This is a genomic window from Burkholderia sp. BCC0405, assembly GCF_902833075.1.
GTDB lineage: Bacteria > Pseudomonadota > Gammaproteobacteria > Burkholderiales > Burkholderiaceae > Burkholderia.
This window is the reverse complement of the sequence record NZ_CADFEO010000010.1, coordinates 133,481-146,570: the sequence shown is the minus strand read 5'-3', so window position 1 is coordinate 146,570 and position 13,090 is coordinate 133,481. Positions and strand designations below refer to the sequence as shown.

12 protein-coding genes are annotated in these 13,090 nt (G+C 66.7%); 6 read left to right on the top strand and 6 right to left on the bottom strand.

The features are described from left to right. Positions 1–193 precede the first annotated feature (193 nt). Complete coding sequence (locus HWX36_RS18495) at positions 194–1,816, bottom strand: NAD(P)/FAD-dependent oxidoreductase (protein ID WP_175953455.1); 1,623 nt, start codon at positions 1,814–1,816, stop codon at positions 194–196. A 313-nt stretch (positions 1,817–2,129) separates the two neighbouring features. After that, positions 2,130–2,933: an inositol monophosphatase family protein gene (locus HWX36_RS18490; RefSeq protein ID WP_039364710.1), complete on the bottom strand. Its 804-nt coding sequence runs from the start codon at positions 2,931–2,933 to the stop codon at positions 2,130–2,132. Positions 2,934–3,213: 280 nt separating this feature from the next. On the opposite strand from HWX36_RS18490, the gene HWX36_RS18485 reads away from it, so the two are divergent. Together HWX36_RS18485 and cysE are read left to right on the top strand one after the other, a co-directional pair. After that, positions 3,214–4,038, top strand: coding sequence for an RNA methyltransferase (locus HWX36_RS18485; RefSeq protein WP_175953454.1), 825 nt, complete (start codon positions 3,214–3,216; stop codon positions 4,036–4,038). Positions 4,039–4,340: 302 nt separating this feature from the next. Next, positions 4,341–5,114, top strand: coding sequence for a serine O-acetyltransferase (cysE, locus tag HWX36_RS37645; protein WP_175953452.1), 774 nt, complete (start codon positions 4,341–4,343; stop codon positions 5,112–5,114). A 48-nt stretch (positions 5,115–5,162) separates the two neighbouring features. Here the strand turns inward: cysE and HWX36_RS18475 are convergent, their stop codons facing one another. The 4 genes from HWX36_RS18475 to HWX36_RS18460 all read right to left on the bottom strand — a co-directional run bounded on the left by HWX36_RS18475 (position 5,163) and on the right by HWX36_RS18460 (position 7,914). Further along, entirely contained in the window at positions 5,163–5,963 is an 801-nt protein-coding gene (locus tag HWX36_RS18475; RefSeq protein WP_175953449.1) for a UDP-2,3-diacylglucosamine diphosphatase, read from the bottom strand. A 27-nt stretch (positions 5,964–5,990) separates the two neighbouring features. Beyond that, entirely contained in the window at positions 5,991–6,482 is a 492-nt protein-coding gene (locus HWX36_RS18470; RefSeq protein WP_069257039.1) for a peptidylprolyl isomerase, read from the bottom strand. A gap of 88 nt (positions 6,483–6,570) precedes the next feature. Then, complete coding sequence (locus HWX36_RS18465) at positions 6,571–7,152, bottom strand: peptidylprolyl isomerase (RefSeq protein WP_011352517.1); 582 nt, start codon at positions 7,150–7,152, stop codon at positions 6,571–6,573. A gap of 39 nt (positions 7,153–7,191) precedes the next feature. Further along, positions 7,192–7,914, bottom strand: a complete 723-nt coding sequence (locus HWX36_RS18460; protein ID WP_175953447.1) for a tetratricopeptide repeat protein — start codon at positions 7,912–7,914, stop codon at positions 7,192–7,194. Positions 7,915–8,148: 234 nt separating this feature from the next. On the opposite strand from HWX36_RS18460, the gene cysS reads away from it, so the two are divergent. From cysS to tilS, 4 genes are all read left to right on the top strand, one after another. Continuing rightward, positions 8,149–9,546: a cysteine--tRNA ligase gene (gene cysS / locus HWX36_RS18455; RefSeq protein ID WP_175953445.1), complete on the top strand. Its 1,398-nt coding sequence runs from the start codon at positions 8,149–8,151 to the stop codon at positions 9,544–9,546. Between the two features lie 43 nt (positions 9,547–9,589). Beyond that, a complete protein-coding gene (locus HWX36_RS18450) occupies positions 9,590–10,417 on the top strand; it encodes a DNA-3-methyladenine glycosylase (RefSeq protein ID WP_175953444.1) in 828 nt (275 codons plus the stop codon). A gap of 103 nt (positions 10,418–10,520) precedes the next feature. After that, on the top strand, positions 10,521–11,492 hold the full coding sequence (locus HWX36_RS18445) for an acetyl-CoA carboxylase carboxyltransferase subunit alpha (protein ID WP_006478433.1): 972 nt from the start codon (positions 10,521–10,523) through the stop codon (positions 11,490–11,492). Between the two features lie 46 nt (positions 11,493–11,538). Beyond that, complete coding sequence (gene tilS / locus HWX36_RS18440) at positions 11,539–12,960, top strand: tRNA lysidine(34) synthetase TilS (protein ID WP_175953443.1); 1,422 nt, start codon at positions 11,539–11,541, stop codon at positions 12,958–12,960. Positions 12,961–13,090 lie beyond the last annotated feature (130 nt).

Below are 13,090 nucleotides of genomic sequence, written 5' to 3'. Positions count from 1 at the left end.
TTGCTTGGGTTGCCCGAGTTTACCAGTGGCTTCGGCATGCACGCGCGAAGTTCGCCATTCGGCCAGGTTGCCGGAGATTGCGCGACCGGCGGCGGTCGTTCTCATGCCGCTGTCCAACCGCGCTCACGAGCGGCCAAGCGAAAGTCGGCGCCGCTCAGGTCGAGAACCTTTGCGCGCCGACTCGTTTCGTCCATCAGGCCGCGTGCGCCGACGTCATGCTGAGCGCCACCGCCTGCGCGACTTCGATCCCGTCGATGGCTGCCGAATAGATGCCACCTGCATACCCCGCACCTTCACCAGCCGGATACAGGCCTTCGACGTTCATGCTCTGGTAATCGTCCTTGCGTCGAATCCGGATCGGTGACGACGTGCGCGTCTCGACACCGGTGAGCACCGCATCGTGCATCGCGAAGCCGGCGATCTTCTTGTCGATCTGGGGCAGGGCTTCGCGGATCGCTTCGATCACGTAGTCCGGCAGCGCGGTGCTGAGATCGGTCGGGTTCACGCCCGGCTTGTACGACGGCTCCACGGAGCCGAGCGACGTCGACGGCCGGCCTGCGATGAAATCGCCGACCAGTTGGCCCGGCGCGCGGTAATCGCCGCCGCCGAGTTCGAACGCGCGCTCCTCCCATTTGCGCTGGAACGCGATGCCGGCCAGCGGGCCGCCGGGATAGTCGTCCGGCGTGATGCCGACGACGATGCCCGCATTGGCGTTGCGCTCGGCCCGCGAATACTGGCTCATCCCGTTGGTGACCACGCGGCCCGGCTCGGAGGTCGCCGCGACCACCGTGCCGCCCGGGCACATGCAGAAGCTGTAGACGGCGCGGCCATTGCTGCAGTGGTGCACCACCTTGTAGTCGGCCGCACCGAGCTGCTTGTGTCCCGCGAACTTGCCGAAGCGGCTGCGGTCGATCAGCCCCTGCGGATGCTCGATGCGAAAACCCAGCGAGAACGGCTTGGCTTCGATATAGACGCCGCGATCGTGCAGCATCTGGAAGGTGTCGCGCGCGCTGTGGCCCACGGCCAGCACCACATGGTCGCACCGTAGCGTTTCGCCGTTCGAGAGCTTCAGCGAGCGCACCTTGCTCTGATCGATCTCGATGTCGTCGACCCGCGTTTCGAAACGCACTTCACCACCCAGTTCGTGGATGGACGCGCGCATCTTTTCCACCATGCTGACGAGTCGGAACGTGCCGATGTGCGGCCGGCTCAGGTACAGGATGTCGTCCGGCGCACCCGCCTTGACGAATTCGTCCAGCACCTTGCGGCCGTAGTGGTTCGGATCCTTGATCTGGCTGTACAGCTTGCCGTCGGAGAACGTCCCGGCGCCGCCTTCGCCGAACTGCACGTTGGATTCGGGGTTGAGCACGCTCTTGCGCCACAGGCCGAAGGTGTCCTTGGTGCGCTCGCGCACGGCCTTGCCGCGTTCGAGGATGATGGGGCGGAAACCCATCTGCGCGAGGATCAGCCCCGCGAACAGGCCGCACGGCCCCATGCCGATCACGACCGGGCGCAGGAAATTGCCGTGCTCGGGCGCCTTCGTGACGAAGTGGTACGCCATGTCGGGCGTCACGCCGCAATGCGGCTTGCCGGCGAGGCGCTTGATCGCGGCGGCTTCGTCCGTGAGTTCGACATCGACGATATACGTGAGCTTGATGTCGGCGCGCTTGCGCGCATCGTGCGCACGGCGGAACACGGTGTAACGGAGGAGCCCGTCCGCGGCCACGCCAAGCTCCGCAAGGCGCTCGCGAATCGCGGCTTCGAGCGCGCTTTCGGGGTGGTCGAGGGGGAGTTTAATTTCGCTTAGCCGTAACATGGGGACTCGGATGCGATTGCCACGGCGTCGTGGCGGTGTTGATACGGTCAGGGGCCGGGAGGCCGGCGGTGTTGTCCGCCGTGCGGGCATGCCGGACGCAAGCCATTCACTGTCATTGCGGGGAAGGCGGTGCAAGCGGCAGTACGCCGACCGGCCCGAACCACTCAAGCAACTTCAGGATAGGCGCACGAAGCGCTCCTCGTGCGGGAAGATTGTCCCGCCTCCCGGCAACCGGGAGGCGAACGGTGCGCCGTCACGAAGGTGCCCGCGAGCGGTATGCGCGAAAGCCGCGCCATGCAGGCGCGGCCGGGGCTTACTCCGCCGCCGGATGCACGTGGGTGTAACCTTTCAGGATCGGGATCATCTGCGCGTAGATCTTCGGGTTCGCGGCGACGATTTCATGGCGATGCAGGAAATCGGCGTCGCCCGTGTAGTTGCCCACGAGGCCGCCGGCCTCGGTGATCAGCAGGCTGCCTGCTGCCATGTCCCACACGTTGATGCCCTGCTCGAAGAATGCGTCGAGGCGGCCGGCCGCGACGTTCGCGAGATCGAGTGCGGCCGCGCCCGGACGGCGCAGGCCCGTGCAGGCCTGCGTCATTTCGGTGAAGAGGCGCGCGTAGGCATCGAGGCCGTCCTTTTCGCGGAACGGGAAACCCGTGCCGACCAGTGCGTCCGACAGGCGGTCGCGGCGGCCGACGCGGATGCGGCGGTCGTTCAGGTACGCGCCGCGGCCGCGGGTGGCCGTGAACAGGTCGTTCTTGTTCGGGTCGTAGACGACAGCCTGCGTGACGACGCCCTTGTGCTCGAGCGCGATCGATACGCAGTAGTACGGGAAGCCGTGGATGAAGTTGGTCGTGCCGTCGAGCGGATCGATGATCCACTTGAATTCGGACTCGTTCTCCGACTCGCCCGATTCTTCCGCGAGGATCGCGTGGTCGGGGTAGGCGGTCTTCAGCGTCTCGATGATCGCGTCTTCGGCGGCCTTGTCCACTTCGGTGACGAAGTCGTTCTGCTGCTTCTTGCGGATCTCGATCAGGTCGAGATCGAGGGACGCGCGATTGATGATCTGTCCGGCGCGGCGCGCAGCCTTGACAGCAATGTTGAGCATGGGATGCATGAGCCTGGATCCTGTAGCCGGCGGCATGGGCCGCCACGAAGTGGAACAACCGCCCGGCACGGCGCAAGCGCGGCAGGCGAGGTGAGACGCGAATTGACAAAGAACGGGGTACGACCCGCGCCGCACGGTGCGCGACGCGTAAAGGCATGATTTTACCCGATTTTCGGCGGTTTCAGGCGGCCGGAATACGGGGAAACCCCCACTATCCGTCCGGACGAGTGGGTTTGCCGCGGCGATGGCGATACCATACTGCCATTCTGATGAACCGAGTCGTATCGTAGTGGAAACCCCGCAGATCACCGCCGCGCCGTCCGAGCCGGGCGCGGCCTCGTCCTGGCCGCCGTCCGGCGGCTTCACGTCCACCCGTTTCGTGCTTGTCGAGCCGAGCCATCCCGGCAATGTCGGGGCGGCCGCCCGCGCGCTGAAGACGATGGGCTTCTCGCGTCTCGTGCTGGTCGCGCCGCGCGTGCCGCACGTGCAGAGCGATCCCGAGGCGATCGCGATGGCCAGCGGCGCGGACGACGTCCTCGCGTCCGCCCATGTCGTGCCGACGCTCGGCGACGCGCTGTCCGGCGTTCACTGGTCGATCGCGCTGACCGCGCGCACGCGCGAATACGGGCCGCCGCGCCTGGCGCCGCGTGCCGCTGCCACGCAGGCGTGCGCACAGGTCGGCACGGGCGACATCGCGCTCGTATTCGGCAACGAGCGCACGGGCCTCGCGAACGAGCATGTCGAGCAGTGCAGCGCGCTGGCGCATATCCCGGCGAACCCGGCCTACAGTTCGCTGAATCTCGCACAGGCCGTGCAGGTGCTCGCGTACGAGCTGCGTGTCGCGTTTCTCGAACAGGCGAGCGAGCCGCCGACGCAACCGTCGGCCGAAGCCGGCACGCTTGCGCAGAGCGACGAGATCGAGCGGATGTACGTGCACCTCGAGAACGCGCTGATCGCGCTCGATTTCCTCGATCCGCGCAACCCGAAGAAGCTGATGCCGCGGCTACGGCGCCTGTTCGCGCGCACGGGTCTCGAGCGCGAGGAGGTCAACATCCTGCGCGGCGTCGCGAAGCACATCCTGCTGAAATCTGGCAAGCCCGACGGCGACGCGTAAGCGGCCGGCGCACGGGTTGCCGGATGTCTCGGCGCGCGGGGCAACCGCCCCGTCGGGCCGGTGCGATGTCGGCCGCCGCAAGCGCCGGGGCCGATCGTTCCACCCGGTCGGCCACCCCCGCAAACCCAGCAACAGCAAGCGTTTCACCCGAATACCCGCGCCAGCAGCGGGGTGAACTGGCGGGCTCGTGCGGCCGTTCGTGACTCGCCCTACAATCGCCAAACGTCATAAGTAAATTACCTGGCGCGATAACGGCCGGTCATTGCCGGCGATGCGCGTCGGCCTTTTCCCAGACCACAATCATGTTCACGAGACTGCGCGAAGACGTTGCAACGATTCGCGAGCGGGATCCCGCCGCTCGCAGTGCATGGGAAGTGCTGACCTGTTATCCGGGGTTGCATGCGCTCTTGCTGCATCGTTTCGCGCACGCATGCTGGCGCGCGAAGCGCTACTGGCTCGCGCGTTTCGCGTCGCAGGCCGGCCGGTTCCTGACGGGGATCGAGATCCACCCCGGCGCGACGATCGGCCGGCGCGTGTTCATCGATCACGGGATGGGTGTCGTGATCGGCGAGACGGCGATCGTCGGCGACGACTGCACGATCTATCAGGGCGTGACGCTGGGCGGCACGTCGCTCACGCGCGGCGCCAAGCGCCACCCGACGCTCGAGGCCGGCGTGATCGTCGGGGCGGGCGCGAAGGTGCTCGGCGGCTTCACGGTCGGTGCGGGTGCGAAGATCGGTTCGAACGCAGTCGTCGTGAAGCCGGTGCCGGCAGGCGGCACGGCGGTCGGCAATCCGGCGCGCGTCGTCATGCCGGCGCAGCCGAAGCCGCAGCCTGAACGTGCGGCATTCTGCGCATACGGGATCACGCCGAATGCCGACGATCCGATGTCACTCGCGATTCACGGGCTGATCGATCATGCGGCGAAGGAAAGCCGCCGCGTCGACGAGATCGTCGCCGCGCTCGAACAGCTCGGCACGCATCTGGAAACGCTGCAGGGTGCCGACGCGGCGCGTCTCGATCTGCGCCGGCTGTCGGCCGTGCTGGAAGGCAAGTCGGTCGAACGCCACGTGTAATGCGATGGGCGCCGGCGGCGGCCGGTCGGTGCGACGGCAGCCGCCGTGTCAGTCGAGCGGCATCGCGTGGATACCTTCCGCGTCGACGCGCAGGTAGCCGCCGCGCGGCCTGCCGTGGTCGAGATCCCAGTCGGGCAACACCCAGCGAATGCCGCCCGGTTCCATGTGCCGCGCGGGCCGGTGCGTATGGCCGTGAATGATTACGCTCGCGCGGCTTTTCCGGAACAGTGCAGCCACGCCTTCGCGCGTGACATCGTAAATCGCCGAAGCAGGGCGGGCCCGGCCCGCTTCGCTGTTCGAACGCATGCGCTGCGCGAGCGCGCGGCGCCAGCGGAACGGCCATGCGAGAAACAGCCATTGCGCGACGCGGTTGCGTGCGAAGCGGCGGAACAGCTGGTAGCCGCGGTCGGCCGTGCATTGCGCGTCGCCGTGTGCGAGCACGATGCGCTGGCCGAACGCCATGATCAGCGAAGGATCCGGCAGCAGCATCGCGCCGGCTGCCTTCATGAAGCGCCTGCCGAGCAGGAAATCGCGGTTGCCGTGCATCACGTAGAGCGCAATGCCGCGCTCCGAGAACGTGTGCATCAGCGCGGCCATGCGTGCCGCGAACGGATCGTCGTCGAGGATGTCGTCGCCGATCCAGTATTCGAACAGGTCGCCGAGGATGAACACCGAGTCGGCGCTGTCGGCGGTGTATTTCACGAAATGCTCGAACGCGGCGACTGTCTTCGGAATCGCTTCGCTCAGGTGCAGATCGGAGAGAAACAGGAACGGGCGTGCGGCTTGCGCGTATTCGCGCTCGCCAGGCACGCCCGCGGAGACGCTTCGCGGCGGACTCTCCTGCAACATCGAAGTGCCTCCGTTACTTGCTGCGCGTCAGACTACGACGGCCTTCTCGATCACGACGTCGTCAGTCGGCACGTCCTGGTGGAACCCAGCGTTGCCCGTCTTGACGCCCTTGATCTTGTCGACCACGTCCTGGCCTTCGACGACCTTGCCGAACACCGCGTAGCCCCAGCCTTGCGGCGTCGGCGACGAGTGGTTCAGGAAGTCGTTGTCGTTCACGTTGATGAAGAACTGGGCGGTCGCCGAGTGCGGATCGTTCGTGCGCGCCATCGCGACCGTGTAGTTGTCGTTCTTCAGGCCGTTGTTCGCCTCGTTGTCGATCGGCGCATCGGTCGGCTTTTGCTTCAGGCCCGGCTCGAAGCCGCCGCCCTGGATCATGAAGCCGTTGATCACGCGATGGAACACGGTGCCGTCGTAGTGGCCCTTCTTCACGTAGTTCAGGAAGTTCTCGACCGTCTTCGGTGCCTTCTCGGCGTCGAGCTCGAGCTTGATCACGCCGTGGTTCGTATGCAGTTCAACCATGATGAATTCCTTCGGTGAGGCGGTTTAAATGGCACGCGGCCGGTCGTGCGACGCGGCCGCGTGAGTCGCCGGACGGGCCGGCAGGTTCTTACTTCGAGACGATGCTGGCCGATTCGATCACGATCGGTTGCGCGGGCACGTCCTGCATCGGGCCGCGCGAGGTCGTCGCGACGCCTTCGATCTTCTTCACGACGTCGAGACCCGACACGACCTTGCCGAACACCGCATAGCCGTTGCCGTCCGGGTTCGGGTAGTCGAGGCCGCTGTTGTCGACCGTGTTGATGAAGAACTGCGCGGTGGCCGAGTTCGGATCGCTCGTGCGTGCCATCGCGATCGTGCCCGTCAGGTTCTTCAGACCATTGCGGCTCTCCAGCGGGATCGGCGCGCGGGTCGGCTTCTCCTCGAAGTTGGTCTTGTAGCCGCCGCCCTGGATCATGAAGCCCTTGATCACGCGATGGAAGATCGTGCCGTTGTACTGGCCGGCCTTCACGTAATCGAGGAAGTTGGCGACGGACTTCGGCGCCTTCTCCGGGTAGAGCTCGACGCGGATGTCGCCCTGCGAGGTCTTCAGTTGCACGACGGGGTGCGCGGTAGCCGATTGCGCGAACGCAGGGGCGGTCGCGGTCGCGAGAAGGGCGGCGCCGCCAAGCGCCAGCAACAGACGTTTCATTGCGATCCTCAGGTTGGGAGGGAAAGAAGGCCGCGCCGCTTATTGCGACGGCGCGACGTACGGCGCCGCCAGTGCGCCCGACGGACCGTTGAACTGGAACGTCGGCGACATCGGCAGCGTGGTGGTGCCCACGTTCGCGGCTGCGCGGTCGGTGTAGTCGCGCGTGGCCGGTGCGGCCGCGCGGGCGTTCGGCGCGGGCTTCGGCGGCGACACGATCTTCTGGAGATCGGCGAGGCGCTGCGCGGTCGCGCCGCTCGTGCGGCCGAGCGATTGCGCACGCTTGTACGACTCGGCCGCGAGGCGCAGGTAGAGATCGCCAAGGTTTTCGTACGCGAGCGAGTAGCTCGGGTTCGATTGCGTCGCCGTGACGAGCGCGGTGCGCGCTTCGTCGTAACGGCCATGCTTCGCGTAAAGCGCCGCAAGGTTGTTGTACGGCTCGGGCAGTTCGGGGTAGGCCTGCGTGATCGCGACGAACTGCTGGATCGCGTCGTCATCGCGGTTCAGGCGTGCCAGCACGGTGCCGCGCTTGAACTGCGCCTGCACGTCGTGCGGGTTCGATGCGATGCGCGCGTCGAGCTGCGCGAGCGCCTGCTTCCACTGCTTGCCGGCGATCGACGAGTCGATTTCGGGCGTGCCGTCGGCGGTGGCCGGGGCCTTCTGCGCATGCGCCGCGGGAGCCGCGAAAAGCGTCAGCGCGACGCCCATGACGGTGGTCGCAACGAGGGTCGCAGCGCTCTGCGCGCGGCCGCGATGAGGTTTCATAGGCGTAAATCGGAATGTTATACTCCGAGCCATTCTAACAAAACGTCTGCGCGTTCCGGCGAGCGGCAGACAGTCTTTCTTTGCCTCTCGTGGCCGTCACCGCTGTGCTTGCAGCCTGACCGCCCCATGTGATATCGAGGACGCTCGGCCTGGTGCCGCAGCAGAGGGTCCGTCCGTTTCGCATGCTGGGCGAGCTTCGCCAGGGCGGTTTCCTTCGGCTCACGGTTCATCTCTATGGAATCACTGCGCATCTACAACACGCTCGCGCGTGACAAGCAAGTTTTCGTGCCGCGCCAGCCCGGCGAAGTGCGGATGTACGTATGCGGAATCACCGTATACGACTATTGTCACGTGGGCCACGCGCGCATGCTGGTCGTGTTCGACCTCGTCCAGCGCTGGTTGCGTGCGATCGGTTACCGGGTCACGTATGTGCGCAACATCACCGACATCGACGACAAGATCATCCGCCGCGCGGTCGAGAACGGCGAAACGATCAAGTCGCTGACCGACCGGTTCATCGGCGCGATGCACGACGATGAAAGCGCACTCGGCATCCAGCGGCCCGACATCGAGCCGCGCGCGACCGAGTTCATTCCGCAGATGCTCGGCATGATCGAGACGCTCGAGACGAACGGCTACGCGTATCAGGCGACCGACGGCGACGTCAATTACTCGGTGCGTAAGTTCGCGAACTACGGGAAGCTGTCGGGCAAGTCGCTCGACGATCTGCGCTCGGGCGAGCGCGTCGCCGCGAACGATGCAAAGGAAGATCCGCTCGATTTCGTGCTGTGGAAACGCGCGAAGCCGGAAGATCCGGAAGGCGCGTCGTGGGCGTCGAAGTACGGGATGGGTCGCCCGGGTTGGCACATCGAGTGCTCGGCGATGGGCTGCACGCTGCTCGGCGCGCATTTCGACATCCACGGCGGCGGGCAGGACCTGCAATTCCCGCACCACGAGAACGAGATCGCGCAGAGCGAAGGCGCGACCGGCCAGACGTTCGTCAGTTACTGGATGCACAACGGCTTCGTGCAGGTCGACAACGAGAAGATGTCGAAATCGCTCGGCAACTTCTTCACGATCCGCGAAGTGCTCGAGCGCTACGATGCCGAAGTCATGCGCTTCTTCATCGTGCGCACGCACTACCGTTCGCCGCTCAATTACAGCGACGTGCATCTCGACGATGCGCGCGCGTCGCTCACGCGTCTCTATACCGCGCTGAAAGATGTTGAAGCCGATCCGCTCGCGCTCGACTGGAGTGAGCCGCACGCGCAGCGTTTCGCAGCCGCGATGAACGACGACTTCAACACGCCGGTCGCGGTGGCGACGCTGTTCGAGCTGGCGGGCGAGGTGAATCGCACGCGCGACGCATCGCTCGCGCGGCAACTGAAACAGCTGGCGGGCCTGCTCGGCCTGCTGGGCCGCGAACCGCGCGCGTTCCTGCAGCAGGCGTTGGGCGCCGCGCAGGCGGGCGGGCTTGCCGCCGACGAGATCGAAGCGAAGATCGCCGCGCGCGTCGCGGCGAAGCAAGCGAAGGACTATGCCGAAGCGGACCGGATCCGGGCGGAACTGCTCGAGACCGGTATCGCACTTGAAGACAAACCGGGCGGATCGACCGAATGGCGTCGCGTATGAGCGCGGTGCGTTCCACTGACCGATCCGTCAGGTAGGAGGCAAGATGGCAACGGCCAGAAAAGCGCCGGTCAGGCGCGCGACCCCGGTCGCCGCGCGTCCGGCAGCCAAGCGCGTGCCGCCGGAGAAGACGGACGCGACGCGTGCCGTGCCGAACGGCGCGCTCAACGGTCATGCGCAGCCGGTGGCTGCGCTGCCGGCCGCCGACGCGGCCCGCAAGGCCCGTGCGTCCGAAGCGGACCGCGAGGAGGTCGTCGTGCGTCCTGCTTACTGGGACAAGGCATGCGCCGACCTCGTCAAGCGCGACCGGATCCTGAAGAAACTGATTCCGAAGTTCGGTCCCGCGCATCTCGTGAAGCGCGGCGACCCGTTCGTCACGCTCGCACGCTCGGTCGTCGGCCAGCAGATTTCGGTGCCGTCGGCGCAGTCGCTGTGGGCCCGCATCGGGGATGCCTGTCCGAAACTTGCCCCGCAGCCGGTGATCCGGCTCGGCGCGGACAAACTGATCGCGTGCGGGCTGTCGAAGCGCAAGACGGAATACATCCTCGATCTCGCGCAGCATTTCGTGTCGGGCGCGCTGCACGTCGACAAATGGACGTCGATGGACGACGAGGACGTGATCGCGGAACTGACGCAGATCCGCGGCATCAGCCGCTGGACGGCCGAGATGTTCCTGATCTTCAACCTGTCGCGGCCGGACGTCCTGCCGCTCGACGACCCTGGCCTGATTCGCGCGATCAGCGTCAATTACTTCAGCGGGGAACCCGTCACGCGCAGCGAGGCGCGCGAGGTTGCGGCCAACTGGGAACCGTGGCGCACCGTCGCGACCTGGTACATGTGGCGCAGCCTCGATGCGCCCGACGGCGACGCCTGAGCGTTGGCTATCGGGTTTTAAACATCAATAGTTGAGAGCCGGTTTTGAGCGTCGCCCGCGCGGGTAGAATACGCGCTGCCGCAAGACCCAAGGATTCGAACACATGAAGACCACGTTTCTGGATTTCGAACAGCCGATCGCCGAACTCGAGGCCAAGATCGAAGAGCTGCGATTCGTGCAGGACGACTCGGCTGTCGACATTTCGGAAGAAATCGAGCGGCTGTCGAAGAAAAGCCAGCAACTGACGAAAGACCTCTACGCGAACCTGTCGCCGTGGCAGGTTTCGCAGATCGCGCGGCATCCGCAGCGTCCGTACACGCTCGATTACGTTGCGGAACTGTTTACCGATTTTCACGAACTGCACGGCGACCGGGCGTTCGCGGACGATCTGTCGATCGTCGGCGGCCTCGCGCGCTTCGGCGGCCATCCGTGCATGGTGATCGGTCACCAGAAGGGCCGCGACACGAAGGAGCGCGCCGCGCGCAACTTCGGGATGCCGCGTCCGGAAGGCTATCGCAAGGCCGAACGCCTGATGCGTCTCGCCGAGAAGTTCGGCCTGCCGATCTTCACGTTCGTCGACACGCCGGGCGCGTACCCGGGCATCGGCGCGGAAGAGCGCGGCCAGTCGGAGGCGATCGGCCGCAACCTGTACGTGATGGCCGAGCTGAAGACGCCGATCATCACGACGGTGATCGGCGAGGGCGGTTCGGGCGGCGCGCTCGCGATCGCGGTGGCCGACACCGTGATGATGCTGCAATTCTCGACCTACTCGGTGATCTCGCCGGAAGGCTGCGCGTCGATCCTGTGGAAGAGCGCCGCGAAGGCGCCGGAAGCAGCGGAGGCGCTGGGCCTGACTGCACACCGCCTGAAGGCGCTGGGCCTGATCGACAAGATCATCAACGAACCGCTCGGCGGCGCGCATCGCGATCCGAAGGGCATGGCAGCGCTGCTGCGCCGTGCGCTGGCCGATTCGCTGCGCCAGTTCCAGGGCATGAGTATCGATGCGCTGCGCGAGCGCCGCTTCGAGCGCCTGATGGCCTACGGCAAGTTCAAGGAAACCACGCCGGGCGCATGACCGGCTGCGTCCTCTATTCGTGCGCCGCTGCGCGCGCGTGCCTCTCGTGATTCCGCCAACCGAATTCTCCGCCGATCGCGTCGTCCTCGACGCGGTCGGCGTTGCGCTTTCCGGCATGCCGCCCGACGCACGCATCGCGATCGCGTACAGCGGCGGCCTCGACTCGACGGTGCTGCTCGACGCGGCAGTGCGCGTCGCGGGCGCGTCGCGCTGTGTCGCGCTGCACGTGCATCACGGACTGAGTGCGAATGCCGACGCGTGGGTTGCGCATGCCGAGGCGAGCGCGGCTGGGCTCGGGGTCGCATTCGAGTCGATGCGCGTCGACGTGCCGCGCGACAGCGGCCTGGGTGTCGAGGCGACGGCGCGCGAGCGACGCTATGCGGCGCTCGACGAGATGTGCGAACGCCACGGCGCGGCTGCGCTGTGGCTCGCGCAGCATGCGGACGACCAGGCCGAGACCGTGTTGCTGCAGTTGTTGCGCGGCGCGGGGATCGCGGGGCTCGCCGCCATGGCGCCGCGTTACCGCCCTGACGGCGTGAGCGTCGAGCGTGTGCGCCCGCTGCTGCGACTGTTGCGAGCGCAACTCGAGCGCTATGCGACGCAGCACGACCTGGCATGGATCGACGACGAATCGAACAACGACACGCGCTACGCGCGCAATGCGCTGCGCATCGACGTGCTGCCGGCGCTGGCCGTGCATTTCCCGGGCTTTCGCGACGCGCTCGGCCGTGCGGCCCAGCATGCGGCGGCGGCACAGCGACTGCTCGACGATCTGGCCGAACTCGACTTCGCCGCGGCCGTGCGCGATGACGGGCAGGCGCTGTCGCGCGACGCGCTGGTCGCGTTCGACGATACGCGCGGCGCGAACCTGCTGCGCTTCTGGATGCGCCGGCTCGGTCTGCCGGGTGCGTCGGCCGCCCGGCTCGCCAACATGATGCGGCAGTTGCGTGCCACACATGTCGCCCATGCGCTGCGCGTCGATCACGCGGGGCAATGCCTGCGCCTTTATCGCGATGTCGTCTATTGGGAAGCGGCCGACAGCAGCGAACCGGCCGATGACGGCACCGGGAGCCCGTATCCTGAAGCGGTGCTCGCGTGGGACGGCCAGGAAGTCTGGCACCTGCCGGGATGGCGCGGTACGTTCGTGTTCGCGCCGGCCGATCCGGGAAGCGCCGATGCGGTGCCGGAGGCGCTGCTGCGCCACGCGCGGCTGGCGGCGCGTGCCCGCGCGGGCGGCGAGCGGATGCGCACGTCGCCGGGCGGCCCGGGCCGTACGCTGAAGAACCTGTTCCAGGAGCGCGGCGTGCCCGCGTGGCAGCGCGACGTGCCGCTGCTGTTCGCTGGCGACTTGCTGATCTATGTGCCGCGCCTTGGCGTGAACCGCGATGCCGGCGTGACCGGTGGCGGGGCGCCCGGCGACGGCGCGTGGCGCCGGATCGAATGGCGTCCGGACCTGCTGATCGCATGACGGCGGCAGGCCACCCGCGGCCCGATGGCACGCCCATTTTCACCATTTGGTAAACAGCGCCGGAACGGCCCCGGACGCCGCGAGCGGCTTGTCAAGCGGGCCTCTATCGGGTACGCTCGGTCGTTTGCTC